This is a genomic window from Mastigocoleus sp. MO_188.B34, from assembly GCF_030065675.1.
GTDB lineage: Bacteria > Cyanobacteriota > Cyanobacteriia > Cyanobacteriales > Nostocaceae > Mastigocoleus.
This window is the reverse complement of record NZ_JASJDK010000087.1, coordinates 1-20,468: the sequence shown is the minus strand read 5'-3', so window position 1 is coordinate 20,468 and position 20,468 is coordinate 1. Positions and strand designations below refer to the sequence as shown.

Annotated in this window: 15 protein-coding genes; 11 read left to right on the top strand and 4 right to left on the bottom strand. The window is 36.9% G+C overall.

From position 1 onward, the window contains the following. Positions 1 to 75 precede the first annotated feature (75 nt). Both QNJ50_RS19185 and QNJ50_RS19180 read right to left on the bottom strand, forming a co-directional pair. Positions 76 to 1,356, bottom strand: coding sequence for an aminotransferase class I/II-fold pyridoxal phosphate-dependent enzyme (locus tag QNJ50_RS19185; protein ID WP_300638174.1), 1,281 nt, complete (start codon positions 1,354 to 1,356; stop codon positions 76 to 78). Between the two features lie 343 nt (positions 1,357 to 1,699). Then, the gene (locus QNJ50_RS19180) at positions 1,700 to 4,774 is read right to left on the bottom strand and encodes a zinc-dependent metalloprotease (RefSeq protein ID WP_300638172.1); all 3,075 of its coding nucleotides are present in this window, start codon (positions 4,772 to 4,774) and stop codon (positions 1,700 to 1,702) included. Positions 4,775 to 5,272: 498 nt separating this feature from the next. On the opposite strand from QNJ50_RS19180, the gene QNJ50_RS19175 reads away from it, so the two are divergent. Then, positions 5,273 to 7,051 (top strand): pentapeptide repeat-containing protein, encoded by a 1,779-nt coding sequence (locus QNJ50_RS19175; protein ID WP_300638170.1) that lies wholly within the window; start codon positions 5,273 to 5,275, stop codon positions 7,049 to 7,051. A gap of 121 nt (positions 7,052 to 7,172) precedes the next feature. Here QNJ50_RS19175 and QNJ50_RS19170 read toward each other — a convergent pair whose 3' ends face one another. Further along, entirely contained in the window at positions 7,173 to 8,123 is a 951-nt protein-coding gene (locus tag QNJ50_RS19170) for an aldo/keto reductase (RefSeq protein WP_300638168.1), read from the bottom strand. Positions 8,124 to 8,366: 243 nt separating this feature from the next. On the opposite strand from QNJ50_RS19170, the gene QNJ50_RS19165 reads away from it, so the two are divergent. The 6 genes from QNJ50_RS19165 to QNJ50_RS19140 all read left to right on the top strand — a co-directional run bounded on the left by QNJ50_RS19165 (position 8,367) and on the right by QNJ50_RS19140 (position 13,438). After that, on the top strand, positions 8,367 to 8,645 hold the full coding sequence (locus QNJ50_RS19165) for a SemiSWEET transporter (protein ID WP_300638166.1): 279 nt from the start codon (positions 8,367 to 8,369) through the stop codon (positions 8,643 to 8,645). Beyond that, positions 8,642 to 10,288 (top strand): radical SAM protein, encoded by a 1,647-nt coding sequence (locus QNJ50_RS19160; protein ID WP_300638164.1) that lies wholly within the window; start codon positions 8,642 to 8,644, stop codon positions 10,286 to 10,288. The genes QNJ50_RS19165 and QNJ50_RS19160 overlap by 4 nt, the downstream gene beginning before the upstream one ends. A 296-nt stretch (positions 10,289 to 10,584) precedes the next feature. Next, a complete protein-coding gene (locus QNJ50_RS19155; protein ID WP_300638162.1) occupies positions 10,585 to 11,232 on the top strand; it encodes a class I SAM-dependent methyltransferase in 648 nt (215 codons plus the stop codon). Between the two features lie 258 nt (positions 11,233 to 11,490). Next, complete coding sequence (locus tag QNJ50_RS19150; RefSeq protein WP_300638160.1) at positions 11,491 to 11,679, top strand: CPXCG motif-containing cysteine-rich protein; 189 nt, start codon at positions 11,491 to 11,493, stop codon at positions 11,677 to 11,679. Positions 11,680 to 11,708: 29 nt separating this feature from the next. Further along, a complete protein-coding gene (locus QNJ50_RS19145) occupies positions 11,709 to 12,158 on the top strand; it encodes an SRPBCC family protein (protein ID WP_300638158.1) in 450 nt (149 codons plus the stop codon). A 611-nt stretch (positions 12,159 to 12,769) separates the two neighbouring features. Beyond that, entirely contained in the window at positions 12,770 to 13,438 is a 669-nt protein-coding gene (locus QNJ50_RS19140; protein WP_300638155.1) for a hypothetical protein, read from the top strand. Positions 13,439 to 13,528: 90 nt separating this feature from the next. On the opposite strand, the gene QNJ50_RS19135 is transcribed toward QNJ50_RS19140, so the two are convergent. Next, positions 13,529 to 14,443, bottom strand: coding sequence for an alpha/beta fold hydrolase (locus QNJ50_RS19135; RefSeq protein ID WP_300638153.1), 915 nt, complete (start codon positions 14,441 to 14,443; stop codon positions 13,529 to 13,531). A 606-nt stretch (positions 14,444 to 15,049) separates the two neighbouring features. On the opposite strand from QNJ50_RS19135, the gene infC reads away from it, so the two are divergent. From infC to QNJ50_RS19115, 4 genes are all read left to right on the top strand, one after another. Continuing rightward, the gene (gene infC, locus QNJ50_RS19130; protein ID WP_027842501.1) at positions 15,050 to 15,583 is read left to right on the top strand and encodes a translation initiation factor IF-3; all 534 of its coding nucleotides are present in this window, start codon (positions 15,050 to 15,052) and stop codon (positions 15,581 to 15,583) included. A gap of 372 nt (positions 15,584 to 15,955) precedes the next feature. Next, a complete protein-coding gene (locus tag QNJ50_RS19125) occupies positions 15,956 to 18,991 on the top strand; it encodes an MFS transporter (protein ID WP_300638149.1) in 3,036 nt (1,011 codons plus the stop codon). Between the two features lie 319 nt (positions 18,992 to 19,310). Next, positions 19,311 to 19,751 (top strand): Crp/Fnr family transcriptional regulator, encoded by a 441-nt coding sequence (locus tag QNJ50_RS19120; RefSeq protein ID WP_300638147.1) that lies wholly within the window; start codon positions 19,311 to 19,313, stop codon positions 19,749 to 19,751. A 180-nt stretch (positions 19,752 to 19,931) separates the two neighbouring features. Then, positions 19,932 to 20,372, top strand: coding sequence for a hypothetical protein (locus tag QNJ50_RS19115; protein WP_300638146.1), 441 nt, complete (start codon positions 19,932 to 19,934; stop codon positions 20,370 to 20,372). Positions 20,373 to 20,468: the final 96 nt, after the last annotated feature.

Sequence of the window (20,468 nt, the reverse complement as noted above, 5' to 3'; positions counted from 1 at the left end):
AATGATTTATTGAATTGGTATAAAATTTGTATACAAAGCGATCGCACTTTAAATTTAAAACAATCGCTACAATACTTAATTCTGTATATCTTGAATATTTTCAGACTTATTTGATATTTGAGTTCTAACTAATTGAGCAAGATATTCTAATTCTTCTGCTGTTAATACATTTGATAATGGTAAACATAAAATATGTTCCATTAAACTTTGGCTTTCAATTGGTAATAGATGATTTGGTGTATTTGGCTTTGCATCAATAGCAAATAAACTGCGATTTCCCCTTGCACTATCAAAGCCAGCTTGGCGTAGTTTTGTGGCGATAGTATCGGGAGAATCAATAAATATTGGCATTACCCAAAACGAATTATTCTCGGCTCGATCGCCAGGAATACTAATATTACTTGGTAACATTTGTAAGAAATCTTTAGCTCGCTGGGTACGTTCTTGAAAATCCCCACAGTTAGTGAGCCTATAGCTTAAGAACCATAGCAAACGACGTGGCGGACGATAGCGAAGTTTGGCGGGTAATTCTCCCCTGGGAAAACCAAGAGTTACTTTTTTGATAGTTGATTCCACATCTAAATTTAATAATTTCATTAAATTAATGAGTTGAGAATACAACCAAGGTGTTGAAAAAAGTTTCAGTAAATAGAATTTAAATACCCTCTTCAAATACCAAAAATCACTTTTTTGTGGATATTCTTGCTCAATAATTGCCATTTTTTGGGCTAATTTTTTATCCTTAATTAATGTTACAGCACCACCCAAAGCGGTACAAGATTTTATGGGACCAAAACTAAATAAACTAATATCAGCTTCGGGAGAACCATAATATTTTTTCCCTGCAAAAGATTGGGCACAGTCTTCTACCAGTAAAATTTGATGTTTCTGACAAAAATCAACGTAGGGCTCTAGGGGAATAATAATCCCAAATAAATGGGCAATTAGTAATAACTTACTGCGAGGAGAAACAAGTTGTTCTAAAGCTTCTAACCTCGGATCAATGGTATCTATAGAAACATCAATCGGGACAGGAATTAACCCATGACTGCGGATTATTTTTGCCATTTCACGAATATTAATTCCACTAATTAATACTTCTGATTCAGGAGGTAAATCTAATATCTGTAATAATAAATCCAAACTAGTTCTGACAGATAAGGTCACTAAAACTTCTTTATCTGTATGCCAAAAAGATTCGATACTACTTAAATATTTTTGTTGTTTAGTAAAAGGATTGAACTTACTAAAACAAGCGTGAAAATCACTAAAACTAATATCTAATTGGATTGTAGGATGGGCGCGAAATCTTGGACGAGATAATTGATGATTTGATATCTTTTCAAGTAAATTCATCTGTTTCGACCTGTCTTTCTAATCAGCCTGTCTTTCTAATCTGTCAGAACAAACATCAAGAATTCATTCAATAGAGATGATGTGTAAAACTACCAAATATCAACCAATCAAAATTTTCAGGTTATATAATTTAATGTCTTATGATTTGAAATTATTTAGTAGTTTTACAAATATTTTTTGCAAATTGTTACTTAATATTAAATACTGGATTGAGAATGCTCCATTACTCAAACCACTAATAACGAAGTGAGTTAACCGAACAATCCCATCCCTTGTATTCGCGAATGAATTCCTGATTTTTAATTACTAGTTTTTGACTACTAATTTTTGACTGATGTTTTGCTTAATTTGTTTCTAAAGGTGCATCAAGAACTTTCTTAATTCTATCCCTAGTTTCTAGTAGATGAATTTTAGTATACTCATCCTTAGAATCAGCATCTTTTAATTCTTCACGCAGTTGCCGTAACTTATACCATGCAACTTTACGAGCATCTTCAGGGACATAGCGCTTTCGTAGAACCATTTCAGACAAAAGATTCACATATTGTCCTTGTAAACCCCTACGCAAACTGGAAATTTTGATTCCCTTACCCCTGTCTGAATTTCTATCCGTATCTTTGTCTTTATCTTTATCTTTCTCCTCAGGTTTGAGTACTTCTGTCCAAATTCCCGTTTGTAAAGTGTCAAATAATTCTGGAATTGTCAGTGCTTGACCGGCTTGTGTCTTGAGTTCAATATCCTTCAAACGAGAAATGCGATCGCTAGAGAGTAAATCCCGTAACAACATGGTCTGTAAATACAACACCAAATCGTGAATTGGATAGTCCAAACGACCAGTACGGGGATAACTACCCCAATGACGCCAGCGAGATGGTGCTAATTTATTTAAGAGTTCTGGAGAAAATCGAAAGGCTTCATCAGCAAAGACGTACTTTTGTAGAGTTTTTAATGCCTTTCTTTGTTTTTCCACGGGAACCGGTTCAAATGGTAGTTTTCCCCGACTATTATTGGGACTAACTCGATGAAACGACTGACCGCCAATGTATTTTGAAATGTAATAAACTTGTTGGAAATAATGGCTTAATACTTTACCAAAATCTTCCTTAACTTCACTAAAACTTTCGTTTTTGGAAGCCGAATCTTTGTTGAGTAAGTCCCACATCAGTCGGGAATTTTCCAGTTGCCACTGAGAGTAAACTAACACATCACCGCTGTTATCCCATGCATCTGCAGTGGGATCTAAATTACGCACATCTTCATCCGTCGCGTAGCTTAATTCTGGTTTCTCCGAGTCCCGAGCAATTTTTTCTAAAAATGGTTTTTCTGCTATTGGGGATGTGGCTTTAGTTGGCATATAACCATACTTGATTGCCCATTCATCATAAACTCCCACCCCATTTGGAAAATAATCTCCCTGCTTGGTTCCTGGGGGGGCAATATTTGGTGGTAAATAATCCATTACAGAGGTGCTTATTCCCCGACGACGGGTAACACCTTTATCATTCATTTCATCTGGTTCCAATAAAGTTGAACCCCGAAAATTATGTCTTAAACCCAACGTATGACCGACTTCATGGGCAATTATTAATCGTAAATATTGATGAACGTATCGTTTTAAATTGGCGCTATTGGGGGGTTCTTGATACAAAAGTTGCATTGCTAAAGAACCGAAAGCATATTGGTTGGCAGCTTCTACGCCATAACATAAATCATAACGTTGTGCTAACTCAGATAAATTACCAACTAATCCTTGGATATGGGGCGGCGATTTTTCGTTTTGCTCGTTTTCATTCTCACCTAATAAACTGTTACCGATACACAGCATGCGATTTTGCATGAATGCTGATAGGGAAGTTCTGGGAGGAGCTTTTGTTGGTTTAACTATTTGACGATACTCATGTTTTAGCGCCCGTACAAAACTAGCATCCACCAAAATATCAGCATCTAAAATTTCTCCAGTTAGGGGATTAACTCGGGATGGTCCCATAGCAAAGTATCCATCTACAGTGTTAATCCAACGAATTGTATTGTAGCGAATATCTGATGGATCCCATGTAGCGTCATCCGGCATTTGACGCACCTGAATTGCATCTTTGAACCCTGCATTTTCAAAAGCTTTATTCCACATCAACACGCCTTCTTTGATTGCATCCCGGTATTCAAAGGGAACAGCATTATCAATCCAAAATACAATTGGTTTTTTCGGGGGTGAAATCGCCGCAGAAGGATCCTGTTTTTCTAAATTCCAACGATTGATGTACCGGACAAAGGGGTCGCCAGTTTCAAAATTAGATAAATCTTGGTAAGCAGTAATAAAATAACCTACCCGTTCGTCAGCTAAACGAGGTTGATAATTATTATCTGGTAGGTGAGACAAACTGTAATGTACCCGCAGAGTAAAACCTCTTGAATCAGGTAATGAGCCAAACTTTTTATCTTTTTTAGTAGATCTACTTGCTTTAGAAAAATTTAATACGGACTCAATTTCTACATTTTTAGGAAAAGCCTTAGCATTACCAAAATAAGATTTATCTTTACTGCTGGAAACACCCAAACTACTAGATAACCCAGCCAAGTCGGATAACAATAAATCTCCTAAGTCAATTAAAATCGTTTTTCTCTGGGGATGAATGCTTTTGATTTTGACCGTGTAAAGTACCGAATCGCTAAAGGAGCGGGCTAGCGATCGCCTTTGGGGATCTCCTTCTTGCGCCCGAAAATTAACGTTACGGACAATAAAATTTAATTTTTTATTTATTCTTTGAAAATAAAATAAAAAATCTTGTAGTGGCATTCCACTATATATACCAGCTTCTCCAATACCGGATTCTAAAGTTGCTGTCGCTAAAAAGTTCTTATTAAGTTGTGATGGATGAATTTCTAAATAAATTTTATTTTTTTCTTTGTCTTTATAAATGTTAAATAACCCTTTGACTAATTCTGTATTTTTTGTTATCTGACTAAAGGGTTTTAAAGTTGTTTTTTTGGTTTTTTTCTTAACAGCAGTACTCTTTCCCGTTGTAGCTGTTACTTTCTGGAGTTGATTATTTACTTGTAGAAAAGGTTGTCGATCAATTTTGTTGATATCCTTGACTTCCCATATAAAGGGTTGCTTTTGTGCCTTATCTTCCCCATCAATTACCCATACTTGGGAAGTGTTTAATTTCTCTTGCTGTGGAATGGGATCTTTTTTGACAGATGTTGATGTTGCTGAAAATGTTAACCCGGATTCTTTTTCATTAGTAACTTGATTTGTCGTAACTTCTTCTACAAGTGACGATTTTTGTTTTTCTGCTGTACCTGATTCCCTTAACTTAGCACTTGCCAATGCTTTATTTACAGGGAAGTTAAAACAGGCGGCTACCACCCCCAAACACAAGCTTTGCAAACAAATAATATTAAAAATTAATCTCTTCATCTGTTATATCCTTGACCACTACCATCAAATACTGGTACTTTCTGCAAATTTTCAACACAGGCACATCCACTTCACCCTATTTGACCAGAAAACAGCGACTACAGTGAAAAGTCAAGCAGCTACCCTCTTGTTAGAATTCCTATTGCATTTTTTCTAGTTATTTTGCACTGTTTTACTGTAGTATTTTTCCTAACTACTATGTCTGTAGCAAACAGTACATATTATTTTTGCAATAGTTCCGAAAAGATGCTGGGAAGATAACATAACAATTTCATCTGGACAATCGATTTTTTTGACAACCTAAAAATACTTTAAACAAACTTTTTTTATTTGTCTGTTAGAACAATTCCATACAAAGGAGTCGTAAATGAATCAATATCCCGAAAATTATTGGTACTAAATAATACTAGCTGATTTTAATGTGAAGAACCAAAGCCTCAAGAAAACTTTATTTGAGCTACACATTCCCAGTAATTAAACGTAGTGTTTTGCGTAACTATGTCACATTTAACTCGATTTTTACGACTACTTAAAAGTTATGTGAGGGACAGGTGGAAAATACAGATAGGGAACAAAGAGTTGGGGGTAACAGAAAAAAATTGTTCGCGAGGGAAAAATGTTCAAAAATGCACAAATAATTTTGAATATACTCAAACAAGTCTAGAAAAAAATCTATTCGAGGAAAGACTAAAAAAAGGCTTACAATCATGGGCAAAAAAGCGAATCAATGGTGCTTTTGTAATTAATGCAAAACAACTGCATTGGGAGATTTACGATTTACTAGGAAACAATGTCCTCAAACCAGAAATTTTAGAAAAGTTGATGTGCGAGTTAATAGGTAATAATGATATATTACCCGTGCAGTTGTATTCCCGGTTAACAGATTTTTACGAGCGTTGGTGTCAGGGAGAATTTATTGATGCTTTACCGGAGGATAATTTACCCCAGCAAAAAATGCTTCGATTGCGTTCTGAAATTAGCAGAAATAAGACGCGGGGTTACGGGAGTGGGCGAGTGCAAAGCCGAGCGCTAACAAAAAATCTCAACATTGGACTGCGCCAAATTGATATTAACGCTGGTCTAAATGTGATGATTTTACTTTTTGAATTACATCGAATTGCTCAACAGCAAGATGAGTGGAAAGAGGCAATAAATTTCTCGCCATCTGGTTGTCGAGACACAGATAATTTTTTTACTTCTAAACTCTTAAGAGTAATTAACTATAGTGATACGGTAGCTATCGGTAATTTCAGTACTGTGGTCGGTGAATTTCTTAAAGGAGGAAATTTCAGCGATGCTTATTTAGGTGATGCCAACCTTACAGGTGTTAATTTGAGCAATGCTAATCTTAGTAATAGTTTTCTCGGCGATGCCAACTTAACAGCCGCTAATTTAACTGGTGCTAACCTTAGTGGTGCTAATCTCGGTGATGTAAACTTTAGTGGTGCAGACCTTAGTGGTGCTAACCTTAGAGATGCAGATCTAAGTGGAGCTACTCTAAGTGGTGCAAACTTAAATGGAGCCGATCTAAGTGGAGCAGACCTTAGTTATGCTGACCTTAGCAGCGCCAAACTCAAGAATGGGATCCTCGAGCGCGCTAACTTGACTAATTCCCTACTCATAGATGCCGATCTTACATCTGCCAACCTGAGTCATGGTGTATTTTTCGGTGCGAATCTCAGCGATACGAAACTCGAGCAAGTCAACCTCAGTTATAGCGACCTTTGTCGTGCAGATCTTAGTGGTGCGAATCTGCAGGGCTCCAATCTTTTAGGTAGTAATCTTAGCGATAGCATTCTTTTTGGTGCCAATCTTCACAACGCGGTACTACTAGCTGCAGATCTGAGTCATGGGAAGTTTAATGGTGCATTCCTTAGTGGTGCGAACCTCAAAGGTGCTATTCTTTTAGGTGCAGATCTGAGTGGTGTAGATATGAGCCAAGTAATACTTAACGAAGCCGATCTCAGTGGAGTGTTACTTTATGAAGCCAATTTATCAGGCGCAGATATGCGTAACGCTAATCTTTTTGGTAGCGATCTTAGTTACACAAATCTCAATAACGCCAACCTCAGCGGCAGTAACCTCAGTAGTGTAATATTTAACGGTGCAAATCTCAGTCATAGCAATTTGAGTTATGCAATCCTGGAAGATATTGACCTCAGGGAAGCAAACTTAGAAGCAATGACTTGGAATGAAAACCAACAGTGGCAAAGCGTGCGAGGATTAGAAAAAGCAGTGAATATACCAAATAGTCTCCGGTTACAGTTGAAACTTTAAAGCTGTCCCACACCCAAGAACAGCTTAGAAAATTTGTAGATCGATTAATCAATAATCTGGACAAACAGTAATATTTGAGTGGACTTGTCCAAATGTAAGTTTTAGTTTCGTTTCCAAACCTTCAAACCCAAAAATCACTACCTTCGTAAGTAATTCCCGGGAGATACCACTCTTTTATGTCAACGTACCGGAAACGGGTATCAATTCCATCGATCGCAGATCTGGCTTTGGTTGATAGGGTATGGGATGCAGCCGCCAAATTTTCAGCTATTCGACTGGGATTCGCAGATTTGGGAATCACACTCGTTCCTCGGTCAATCGCCCAAGCTATTAATAACTGCGCAGGTGTCAAACCCTCTTCGGCTGCTGTGACTTTCACTACTTGATTCTCCAGTATGGGAGGCTCTCCCTTCTGCTTTAGAAATTCAGGGCGATCGCCAGAACCAAGTGGTGAGTAAGCAGTAAGATGTATGCCTTTGTCACTGCAGTAAGTAAATAGTTTTTCCTGTGGGTTATACGGATGCAGTTCTACCTGATTAACTGCTGGAACAACGCCACTCTCTGCAATCAATTTTTCTAACTTAGAGATACTGAAGTTTGAAACCCCCACACTTTTTACAAGTCCCTTATCACGGAGCTTCAGCATTGCTTTAAATGTCTTTGATAAAGGCAAATCGGATAATGGCCAAAAATCTTCAGTACCTTCCGGCATCAATTTACCAGATCGAAAAGCAACAGGCCAATGCATTAAGTACAAGTCAACATACTCAAGACCAAGTTTAGTAAGTGTTTCCTGACAGCCTTTCTCAACGTCTTCAGGTGCATGGAAGGAGTTCCAAAGTTTGGAGGTCACAAAAACTTCTTCGCGTTTAATTATGCCTTCCTTAATTGATTCACAAATTCCGCGACCTACTTCATCCTCATTTTGGTAGATCCAAGCCCCATCAATGTGATTGTAACCAACACGAAGGGCTTCCTTAACTGCTCGGTATGCATCACCTTCGCTAGACTTCCAGGTACCAAGACCGAAAGCAGGTATTGCGTTTCCGTCGTTAAGTGTAAATGTCTTCATAGATACTCCTTGAAATCCCTGAACTGCTATTCACATCAATAAGTTCTCGATAATTAAGTTCTCGATAATTAAGTTCTCGATAAAACAGCCACCGATGAAAACAAAAAAGCTGTGGTGAAATACCCAATCCCTAATCTCTAGTCGCTAGCAATAAGGTATAATTACTCAAGTCAAGTATTCGTAAAAAATCGTAATAATATTTTTCGAATTCAGCCTTAGAAAAACAAATTAAATTACGGGGCGATGGATTATTTAACTGTTTTGGGGTTGTCTGCTGCGACTTTGACTACAATATCTTTTTTGCCACAAATGGTAAAGACCTGGCAAACCAAATCAGCTAAAGATGTGTCTTACATCATGCTGATTACTTTCATTTTAGGTGTTTCCTTATGGTTGCTATATGGAATTTTTCGCCAAGATATTGCAATTATTTTAGCCAATGCCATCACCTTAGTTTTTAACCTCACGATTTTATGGCTTAAAATAAAATACGGAAAAACTCGCCCTCGAAAATATTTGTGACAGCTTCTATATTTGCTGCTGAACGTCTTTTATTTAGTCCTGCTATTCCCGATAATGATGCAATCCCCACTATCTTTGCTTTTCCCAACGAATACACTGTGGGGATAACTAGTCTTGGGTATCAGATTGTATGGGCGACTTTAGCAATGCGTTCGGATTTACAGGTAAGCCGCTTATTTACCGATATTCACGAACATTTGCCCTTAAAGCCGGAAATATTGGGTTTTTCCATGTCTTGGGAACTGGACTACGTTAATATTTTAAATTTATTAGAAGATTTACAGGTTCCCATCAGGGCTAAGGAGCGCAACGATAATCATCCTATAGTTTTTGGTGGCGGACCAGTACTTACAGCAAATCCCGAACCCTTCGCCGATTTTTTTGATGTAGTTTTACTGGGAGATGGGGAAAATTTACTGGGTAATTTTATTGATGCTTATAAAGAGGTAAGAAATGCACCTCGACAAACTCAATTAAAAGCATTAGCACAAGTACCAGGGATTTACGTTCCTAGTTTATATGAAGTGGTATATCGCGCTCCCGATGATGCGATCGAGTCGATCCAGCCAATTTCATCGGAAGTTCCAGCCGTTGTTCAAAAACAAACTTATCGGGGAAATACACTTTCAGCATCAACGGTAGTTACAGAAAAAGCAGCCTGGGAAAATATCTTCATGGTGGAAGTGGTGAGAAGTTGTCCGGAAATGTGTCGCTTCTGTCTTGCAAGTTATTTGACTCTACCTTTTAGAACTGCGAGTATCAATGATTCTTTAATTCCGGCGATTGAGAAAGGTTTGACAGTTACTAATAGAATTGGATTGTTAGGTGCTTCCGTAACCCAACACCCAGAGTTTGAAAGTTTGCTCGATCGCTTAAGTCAACCTAAATATGATGACGTTCGTTTGAGTATTGCTTCTGTTAGGACAAATACTGTAAGCGTCGAATTAGCGCAAACTTTAGCCAAAAGAGATACTCGTTCCCTGACAATTGCTGTAGAAAGTGGATCTGAAAAAGTACGCCGCATCGTTAATAAGAAACTCCAACAAGATGAGATTATTCAAGCAGCGATTAATGCTAAAGCTGGCGGACTTAAAAGTTTAAAATTATATGGAATGGTGGGAATCCCTGGAGAGGAACCCGGAGATTTAGATGCGACCGTAAGCATGATGCACAACCTCAAAAAAGCAGCACCTGGTTTGCGTCTGACTTGGGGTTGCAGTACTTTTGTTCCCAAAGCCCATACTCCATTTCAGTGGATGGGAGTTAACCCACAAGCCCAAAAACGCTTGCAGTTTTTACAGAAGAAACTTAAGCCCCAAGGAATTGATTTTCGTCCAGAAAGCTATAACTGGTCAATCATTCAAGCTTTGCTTTCTAGAGGAGATAGAAGACTATCTCATTTATTGGAATTAACCCGCGATTTTGGTGATTCTTTAGGTAGCTATAAGCGTGCATTTAAAGAATTAAAAGGAAAAATTCCCAAACTAGATTTTTACGTTCACGCTAATTGGTCAACGGAACAAGTATTACCTTGGGATCATTTGCAAGGACCATTACCTAAATCCACATTAATTAAACACCTGTCAGAAGCAACTACTCATTTTGAGCAGTCATCGGAAAAAGTTTTGGTTGGTAAAGGGTAATTGTCACGCGATCGCATAGCAAAGGCTGTGCATATAATTTTATACGTAAGTAGTGAAAACTCTGGCTGTATACCTATGCTATGGATCCGTTAACGCCGGATATGGGCTTATCACGCTTTTGCAACACCTCCAATAAGACAGATCTAAAATGTAGATATCAGCAGAATCAATCGGCTAAGAAATGTGGATTAAATAAAGTACAAAAGTAGAGTGCTGTTAGCATCGGGTAAAGCACCATTCCAAATTTCAGAATTACAGGTTATTAAATTCTCATTCCTAAATAATTGGGGTATGTGATGAACAATTCAATTAAATTTTGGGACAAAATCGCAGAAAGCTATTCTAAACAACCCATTGCTGACGAAACAACTTATCAGAAAAAACTACAAGTTACACGGGAATACTTTAAGCCAGACATGGAAGTGCTGGAGTTTGGCTGTGGAACGGGATCGACTGCGATCGCTCACTCACCTTACGTTAAACATATTCGAGCAATAGATTTTTCGTCAGAAATGATTGAAATTGCCCGAAGTAAAGCTGAAGCAAACAAAATCGAAAATGTCACCTTTGAAAAATTGACTATCGATGAATTAAGTGTTGGTGATAGCACCTTGGATATGGTATTGGGACTCAATGTTTTGCACTTGCTTAAAAACAAGGAAGAAGTAATCGCCAAAGTTTACAAGATGCTCAAACCAGGTGGAGTTTTCGTCACCAGTACGGTGTGTTTAGGAGATACGATGAAGTGGTTTAAGATTGTCGCACCAATTGGAATATTTTTGGGTTTGATACCAATGGTTGTGGTTTTTACCACGAAAGAATTATTAGACAGTTTGACCGATGCTGGTTTTAAAATTGACTACCATTGGCAACCGAAGGAAGGCGTAAGCAAAGGGATATTTAAACTTAAAGGGGTGTTTATTGTGGCGAAGAAGGATCTGTAGATAGCAAAGCTATAGTTATTGTGATGAGTTGTCACCCATAATTCTGCTATAAATGTCTGCAAGAAATAACTTCTGTTTTGACTTTTGAGTTACTATACCCGAGAAGGCTGACGTCAATGACTTGCGCGTAGCGAGGTATCTTTTCAGATTGTAGTTATTGACGACTCGTCCTAAAATAAGTAATAGATATTTTGTATTGAGATTTCGATTGTAATAACTAATAATATTTTTTGATAATTGTTATCTTTTTATTAATTAATGCAAACAACTGCTGAGTATTATTGTGCTTATTGCGGCGAAACAAACTTAACTTTTGTCGATTTAACTGGTGGTTATCAACAATCTTATGTAGAGGATTGTCAGGTATGTTGTCGCCCCAATGTTTTGTTTCTACGGATTGATGAAGAAACCTTAAATATAGAAATCGACACTGAATATGAAGAGTAATTAAGAGTTGAAATAATGGAAGTTGCTTGATGTTGCAATTTAAATATTCCTCGGTGATCGATGCACCGGTGGAAGTGGTTTGGAAATTTCATGAGAGGGCAGACGTTTTACAGCTATTAACCCCACCTTGGCAACCTATACAGGTAATTCGCCGAGAGGGGGGATTAGCAATAGGTGCAATTACAGAATTTCGTCTGTATCTGGGACCCTTATCTTTAACCTGGTTAGCGCGTCATAGTGAATGTGAACCATATAAATCATTTACTGACCAACAAATTTCTGGACCTTTTGAACATTGGACTCATCAGCATAAATTTGAATCAGAAGATGGGAAAACAAGATTGACTGATGAGATTTGTTTTGTAATGCCGGGTGGCGAACCTGTAGAATTTGTCAGTGGTTGGTTGGTACAAATGCAGCTTGATGCGATGTTTCGTTACCGCCATGAAGTAACAAAAAAAGAATGTGAATCAAAGTAAGGGATATTACTTAACCAAAATCTTATTTTCAAATTATTTTCTGTAAAGAATAGATGATTAACTCAGATATTTGTTGTCTGGGGTTATTTTCATATTTATACTTATCAAATAAGATATTTCCCTCGATAAAAATACTGACGTGAAAATACCAACTTATAAATACCAACTTATAAATACCAAGTTAGAAATACCCAATTAAAAATACTGGGTTGAAAATACCGATAAATATAGGAATCATATTTGATTTTTGTTGGCGGCTCCAAAGGTAGGGTAGCTATAAGCTTGTACTTTACTCTCGAACAAAAAGACATGCTTTTACACGCCTAACACACCCTTATACATTAATGTGACATGGCATTGCGTTACGGCGCAGAAGTAACGGCGACCAAAAAAGAAATTATTTTGCGCGCCTAACACACCCTACAAATAACTAATTTCCTATGCCCAGAGGGCACCATGAGCTAACAATAATCAACCTGTTTCCTATGGTTAACTATCTTGACAAGAGATGGTGACATTTTTACATGTCAAAACTGGAAAAAATGATTTTATTAAAACAGAATTTAAGTTACATAAAAGCATTTAATATTGCGCTTTTAAGCTCATTTTATATGCTGTCATTAGCAGCTTCAAGTGTGTTAGCAAAAGAAGCTCAAAAATCACAAGAAAAACCGATTTTTAATCAAAATATTTGTCCTAAAGCTAATCTACTACCGATACGCAGTTTTGAAACGCAAAAATACCGGGTATATATTTGCAGGGGAGATCGCCGACACCGTCTTGGATATTATGTTCGGATTCCCAAAAGTGGAGGTAAATTCACTATTCCCGTAACAGCAAAAAAAGGTGAAACTTACATTGCACAACGTGAAGAAGCTAAATATTCTGTCAATCCCTATGAAATGTTAGCAATTAAGGGGAATCGTGTGGTTCTCCAAGAAGAAGTTAAGTATGCTGTTAGTGCAGACGGTAAACCTTTAAAAAAAGGATGTCCCCAAGGTCAAAAGACTTTTGTTAAAGCTGAAACTAAGAGTTTTATTAGTTATATTTGTGGTGACAGTATTCCAAGTAGTTACATTGCTATTCTCAGAAGTGGTGTTGTAATTAACCTTCCTTTAAAAAGTTATAAACACTCAGAAAAATCACATATTAGTAATAGTAAGTATCTAGCAAATCAAGGAAATATTAGTTATATCCTCACTCGAAAAGCCCTAAGGATTTCTCAGTCTGGACGAATCAGAATCAAAGAGAAAATACTTAGGTGGAGAAGTAAGGAGTAAGGAGTAAGAAGTAATGAGTAAGGAGTAAGGAGTAAGAAAGTAAGAAGTAATGAGTAATGAGTAAGGAGTAAGAAGTAAATAGTGACAGAATCAATCCAAATATTTATCAATCCATCCCAATATTTCTTTATTTACTCGTTCGGGACATTCATCATGGGGACAATGTCCAACACCTTCCAAGTAAATAACTTGTAGTTTATCGTTACATTTAGCAAAATCTTGTGCCGATTTTACAGGAAAGAATCTATCTTGTTTGCCCCAAATTAACAGCATGGGAATAGATAAGGTAGGTAAAAGTTCCTTGATGTTAGGACTATAATTAGGACTCACTGAAGACCTGACCAGGGCTAAAAGAGCTCCAGGAGAACCTCTATCTTGAGGGGGTCTAATAAAAATTTCTACAAGTTCATCAGCGATCGCCTTAGGATTAACGTAAGCTTGCTTAAGTCCGTAACGTATAAACCCAGGTTTACGTATGAAGTAGAACAAGGGTTTCATTAATAAAGGTAAAACAATAAAAGCAACAATATTTTTTACAAATCCCACTACTGGGTAGAGGAATGCAGGTGTTTGTTCTTTTTCCAACAAGGGGTCAGCGACATTCATCATCACCAATCCTTGCACCATTTCTGGATGAGTCGCAGCAGCAGCAAGGGAAACTAAGGAACCAATAGAGTGACCCACCAAAATTACCGGTTGACCAATAAATGTTTTCCAAAAGTCGTAGACTTGACTTACCCACAAGTCCACACTGTAATTAGCTGTAGCTTTTTCTGAAGCACCAAAACACAATATATCGAGGGCGTAAACTGTATGAGACGTACTAAATACCTCTAAATTATGTCGCCAGTGACCAATCGCAGCACCAAAGCCATGCAAAAAAATTATGGGAGGTTTTTGACTTGTTTCGGCTGCGCGGATATATGTGTAGCGAATCCTCCAACCCCGCCATATCCAATCTCTCTGGTTACCTAATCTTTGTTGTAAGTTAGCTATGGCGTTCAAACTTACCTCCTATTGTTAGATAATGAAAATATAAGCCAATATAAACTTCATATTGAGGCAATTGACTTGTAAAACACCCACAAGGCGATAATTGCGTTAAACTAATTGTGTCTCCTAACTTTTATTTTTTAGGTTTTATTTTTTAGACTGTCACGAACCTGTATGCTATCTTAATAACTATTATATTTTAGGTCTTACTTATATTTTGGGTACTAATATTTTAGGTACTAATTCCGATTTTCACCTTAGAGTAATCTATTCAGAAAATCATATTTAAAAAATTATAAATATTTTCAGGGAGTCAATACCATGTAGTGCTATTTTAGCAAACAGTATAAATGCGTAATTTTTACTGTAGCAAATAGAAAAGTAGATGTTACGATAATTAAAGTTTGCAACACTTATGTAATTTACATTAACTATTGGATAGAAATTCTCTGAGTGTGAGTAGAATGACAGATAAGGTCAGAAAATTACTTTTTAGATTAGTTATCCTAGAAGTAGATGTTTCAATATTAGACCTCAGTTATTTCAAAATGATTTATCTGAGATACGTTACTCAAGCCCAAGCCAAACCCTTAACATAACAGCTCCCACAATTCATATATGCCTGTGATAGAGAAAAGAAGAAGTCGAGATCTGCCACAAATTAACGAACGAATTCGCTTTCCGAAAATTCGGTTGATTGATACTGATGGTGCTCAGTTGGGGATTATGCCTCCTCAAGAAGCATTAAGACTAGCAGAAGAAAAAGAGCTAGACTTGGTATTGCTTTCTGATAAAGCTGACCCACCAGTTTGTCGGATAATGGACTATGGGAAATTCAAGTTTGAGCAAGAGAAAAAGGCGAGAGAGGCTCGTAAAAAGCAGCATACAGCTGATGTTAAAGAAGTAAAGATGCGCTACAAAATAGAACCACACGATTACCAAGTGCGTGTGAGACAAGCAGAGCGTTTTCTTAAAGATGGCGATAAAGTAAAAGCTACTGTAATGTTTCGCGGTCGAGAAATTCAACATAGCGATATGGCAGAAGTTTTACTCAAGCGCATGGCAAATGATTTAGAGGGTCTTGCCGAAATTCAGCAAGCGCCCAAAAAAGAAGGTCGAAATATGATGATGCTTCTGTCTCCTAAGAAATAATCTGTAAAGAAGTTAGAGCGAGATTTTAAGTTGCAAACTCTTAATAATGCAAGAAGCAGAGCTAAAAGTTGCTGTTAGGTTTTCTGTAACTTAATAATTTGTAATCAAAGAATCTTAATAAGACTTATTAAGATTTCTTGTCCTCTACCTTCTTATTAGTCCATTTCATTAGTTCTGATATATTTACGTACCAGAGTGCAACGTATGCTTAGTCTCTGGTACGTTTCTAAGTGTTTGTAAGGTCAAATTTTGAAGGTCAAATAGAAAACTTATCTCTTAATAAACGATAGTCCCGGGTGCTGAGTGGGAAAACTAATACTCAGTTGCTCGGGACTTCTTATTGTTTATATTTCAGTAACTTATTGGGAGGTTATGGAACTGAAAAATCATTCGCTTGCTCCAAAGACAGGTATTTTACGACGAGTATTACAGTTAATTAATCTCCGACCGGAAGAAAGCGATCGCACTTGGTTGATGTTTGCTTTTTACACCACAACTTGTATTGGGTTGCGCTGGTCGGAAGATACTACTGTTGCGCTATTTTTAGATAAATATAATGCTGATTCCTTACCGTGGATTTATATTGCTAGTGCAGTAACTGGAGCGGTATTAGTTTTCTGCTATTCCTGGTTGCAAAAGATATTTTCCTTGCGTTGGGTAGTAATAGGGACTGTACCCTGTATGTTTGCAGTTTTATTTTTACTGCGTCAGGGTTTAGAAGTTTCATATGCTGCAGTTATTACTATATTTTTATTACGGTTATGGGTTGATGCGTCTTATGTTCTTAATGACCTCAATACTTCGATCGCCGCAAATCAGCTATTTAATATTCAGGAAATAAAGCGTGCTTACCCACTTGTTAGTAGTGGAATTCTAGTTGCTGATATTCTTGGTGGTTTTAGTTTACCTTTACTACTAATGTTTGTTGGCTTGGATGGAGTCATCTTTCCCTTTGCAAGTATCTTAATAGTTCTGGGTGCGATGATTCTTTTTTATCTAACTCATAACTATCGCTATGCTTTCCCTAGTGTTCCAAATAGATTAGTTTCTAAGGTTCAAAGTTCTTCTGGGCGTCGTCTTTCCACTCCCTTAAGGCATTATGCATTATTATTATTTGCTTTTTTCGGACTTCTACAAGTTATTGGTATATTCATTGACTTTCAGTATCTTGCCCAATTAAAGTCAAATTATAACGAAAAGGATATTGCTAGCTTTCTGGGATTATTTGGTGGTGTAGCTGGGATCTGTGAGTTATTAGTACAACTATTTCTTTCCAGTCGCATTCTTCAGCGTTTTGGAGTATTTGTAACTATTGCTTTATTACCAATAACAGTAGCAATTTTTGCATTGTCTCTGGTAATTTTACTATCTTTAACATCGGCGACACCCCAACTACCTATTTTTTGGGGGATGGTATTTTTGAAATTCCTTGATGAACTTCTACGCTATACTTTTGTTCTCAGCAGTAGTCCATTATTATTTCAACCAATTCCAGATAAAGTACGTACAAAAATCCAAGCCTTAGCTAGTGGTGTTGCTGAAGCATTTGGTGCAGGTGCAGCAGGGGCATTGATTTTAATCACTTTGTGGTTAGTGACACAGGTTATACCCCAAGGTAAAACAGTTATCTTGATAGAAACTATTATCATTGCATTTATTTGTTTAGCTGTAATTTGGATATTGCGATCGCATTATGTGAGTTTGTTGGTCTTTAGTGCGGGGAAAAAGCAATTAAAGGGTACGGATGTCGATTTACGTTCTTTTAAACAAGCAGTTATCAAAGCTTTAAAAGAAAATACTGCTTCCGGAGATCGAAGTTCTTGCATTGAACTCCTATCAGAACTCGACCCCCAAGGAGCAGAAGCAGTTTTAGCTCCACTATTAATAGATTTACCTCCAGACTTGCAGCAATTGAGCTTGGAAAAGATGTTGCAAAGAGGTGCAAACCCCACATACTTAACCCAAGTGGGACAACTGCTACATGAAGAAAACAGCAATAATATTACTCCCGAAGTTTCTGCACTAGCTATTCGTTATGTTTATTTAGCTGAATCCCACCCCGACTTAAGAAAACTTGAGGAATACTTGCATGGGAAACGACATTCAATTGTCCGTGCAACTGCTGCTGCATTACTGTTACGTCAAGGAACACCAATCCAACAGTTAGCAGCAACCAGAACTCTGCGCTGGATGTTAACTCACAAACAGGAACGGGAACGGATAAATGCTGTTAAAGCTTTACGAGAAGCTGTTTATTTACAAGTTTTACGAATTTATATTCCATCTTTATTGCAGGATAAATCATTGCGAGTCCGCTGTGCGGTATTGGAAATGATTGCTGCAAATCGTTTAGAAGAATACTACGGAGCATTAATTAGTGGACTTCACTACAAGTCAACTCGAAATACAGCAATGACTGCTTTAGTGCAGTTAGAAAACGAAGTATTAGAACCACTATTTCAACTTGCGACTAATATATCAAAACCCCAAACAGTAAGAATGTTTGCTTGGCGAACAATCGGTCAAATTTCGACTTTGGAAGCAAGTGATACTATTTGGCAATATTTAGGAAAATCTAAAGGTACGACTAGAGATAGTATTCTTCAAACCCTATTAAAAATCCGTCAACAATCGGGAAATACTATTTTAGTAGATCAGTTTCAGGAAATTAAAATTAAAACATTAATTCATGAGGAGTTACGATTTTTAGGTGAAATATATGCAACATATATAGATTTAAAAATCCAAGGAAAAGTTTATGCTAATTATGTAGACTTTAAGAGTCAGCCTTTATTTGATAATAATCAATTGAGCGATAAAATAATCGCCAGAGGGGAATTACTACAGAGAGCAATATTAAATTTAGAAATTGATGTCAAAGAACGAATCTTAAGATTATTAAAATTACTTTACCCCATGGACAAAATTCAGGCTGCTACTATTAATATTCGTTCCCAATCATTAGCTAATTTAGCACGGGGTTTAGAAATTTTAGACCATACAGTTACTCTTCGTTCTAAACCTATATTATTAAATATTTTAGATAGATATCCTCCAGAAGAAAAGCTGCAAAACCTGGTAGAAAACGGCATAATCGAATATCAACAGATGGTAATCCGCGAGCGCATTCACAAATTACTGTTAATGGAAGAATTTCTTTCTGATTGGTGTTTAGCTTGCTGTTTTCATTTTGCTGAAGTGGCGCGCATCAGCTTAGAAATATCTCATATTTTGAGGGGATTAAAGCATTCTACAGGTTTTGTTAGAGAAGCTTCAATTGCTTATTTAAGTATTGTTTCTCCTCGGGTTTTAGTTAGTATATTACCTCAAGTAAGAAACGACCCCCATCCATTAGTTGTGGGCCAGATTGATAAGTTTATTTCTAGAAATGAAGTAAATGAAAAGTAAAAAGTAAAAAGTAAAAAGTAATGAGTAATGTTAGCGTAAGCGGGGCGCGACAGCGTACAGTAATGAGTTTTATTTTTGTAATACTACGTAATAAATTTAAGGAATTAGTAAACTCTGTTGGTAGCAGACGCCCCTAAAGTTATGATTTGTAAGCTTTTAGTCGTTATAGGGGCGGTCTGTTTTGTTCGCATTTTAACGCAGCAAGCTGTTAGCGTTAGCGTGACTTTAGTAATATGCGTAGCGCGTTATCAGCATGTCCGCAGAACATATTTTGAATTTTGACTTTTTACTTTTGACTTGCGCATAGCGCTATATTCCCATGCTAACCAGTGTTGACCGTTTATTATTTGTCCGTCAAGTTCCGATTTTTAAAGAGTTAAGAGATGATTTTCTGGTGCGCTTAGCATCGGTGATGGATGAGTTATCTTTCCCATCTAATTACACTATTTTCCGACAAGGAGAAGAAGGAAGGTCTCTTTATATTGTGATTTCTGGTAAAGTTAAAGCCCATTTGGGAAATCGTAAGTTAGCAGAATTTGTACAGGGAGAATCTTTTGGTGAAATGGCGGTTTTTGATTCTCAACCCCGTTCTGCTTCCGCAACAACTTTAGAAGTGACAGAATGTTTAGAGTTAACCCAAGAACAACTTTATGATGCGATCGAAGAAACTCCGGAAATTGCTGTGAATATTATTGGTATTCTTTCTCGACGCATTCGGGAGTTAAATCAGAGTTTAAATGTTATTGGGGTAAAGAATTAGCTGTGAGTCTAGGAATTTTTTAATTTTTCAAAATTTACTTTTAATGACTAAAAATCTATAAATTAAGTGATTACAGTGATGCTAGCGCTATTTTAATGAGATGTATATTACTTTACTGTTTATTTATTTGATGATAAAAGAAATATTATAACTTGTGCATTTACCGGCAAATATTAGGTGATGAAAGAAGAACGGATTCAGGAAGAAGAGGAACTTTTCTTCTTACCCTATTATTTTGAAAATAATTTAATCAAAGTTGTATGCAATCAGAATAATTATGCTTGGATGTCGCTAGAAGATTATTTTGAGATACTCTACAAAAAGGAATGGCAAAATAAGTTATTTGAAAAACTAGATGATATTAGAGAAGTAGGAGAAGTAAAAGAGATAAGAGAAGAAGAACATATTATCTATTATGCAGATGCAGCAGCTATCAGGGAAGCATCTCTTTTGTGTGATGATGCTGACAATGACTTGAATGATAGTACATACAAACGATTATTTACTTGGACACAAAGAGTATTTTGTTACTATGCTCAGCAAATAAGAAATCCAAAATTAGGATGTATTCTTCAAGGTTTAAAAGAAATAGAAGAAGTTTTTGAAGTATCCGCTCAGTAAATCGGGGTAAGAAGAAAAAAGAAGAAGGAACAAATGTAGGGGATGTATCGTAGAATATGACCCATGACGCAAAAACCACCAGAGAAATTAGTGTCC

Coding starts and splice junctions, on each gene's coding strand:
- QNJ50_RS19170 (WP_300638168.1), bottom strand. CDS start 8,123: ATGAAGACATTTACACTTAACGACGGAAACGCAATACCTGCTTTCGGT.
- infC (WP_027842501.1), top strand. CDS start 15,050: ATGCCTGTGATAGAGAAAAGAAGAAGTCGAGATCTGCCACAAATTAAC.
- QNJ50_RS19115 (WP_300638146.1), top strand. CDS start 19,932: ATGAAAGAAGAACGGATTCAGGAAGAAGAGGAACTTTTCTTCTTACCC.
- QNJ50_RS19140 (WP_300638155.1), top strand. CDS start 12,770: ATGCTGTCATTAGCAGCTTCAAGTGTGTTAGCAAAAGAAGCTCAAAAA.
- QNJ50_RS19120 (WP_300638147.1), top strand. CDS start 19,311: ATGCTAACCAGTGTTGACCGTTTATTATTTGTCCGTCAAGTTCCGATT.
- QNJ50_RS19165 (WP_300638166.1), top strand. CDS start 8,367: ATGGATTATTTAACTGTTTTGGGGTTGTCTGCTGCGACTTTGACTACA.
- QNJ50_RS19125 (WP_300638149.1), top strand. CDS start 15,956: ATGGAACTGAAAAATCATTCGCTTGCTCCAAAGACAGGTATTTTACGA.
- QNJ50_RS19145 (WP_300638158.1), top strand. CDS start 11,709: ATGTTGCAATTTAAATATTCCTCGGTGATCGATGCACCGGTGGAAGTG.
- QNJ50_RS19155 (WP_300638162.1), top strand. CDS start 10,585: ATGAACAATTCAATTAAATTTTGGGACAAAATCGCAGAAAGCTATTCT.
- QNJ50_RS19180 (WP_300638172.1), bottom strand. CDS start 4,774: ATGAAGAGATTAATTTTTAATATTATTTGTTTGCAAAGCTTGTGTTTG.
- QNJ50_RS19175 (WP_300638170.1), top strand. CDS start 5,273: ATGTCACATTTAACTCGATTTTTACGACTACTTAAAAGTTATGTGAGG.
- QNJ50_RS19185 (WP_300638174.1), bottom strand. CDS start 1,356: ATGAATTTACTTGAAAAGATATCAAATCATCAATTATCTCGTCCAAGA.
- QNJ50_RS19150 (WP_300638160.1), top strand. CDS start 11,491: ATGCAAACAACTGCTGAGTATTATTGTGCTTATTGCGGCGAAACAAAC.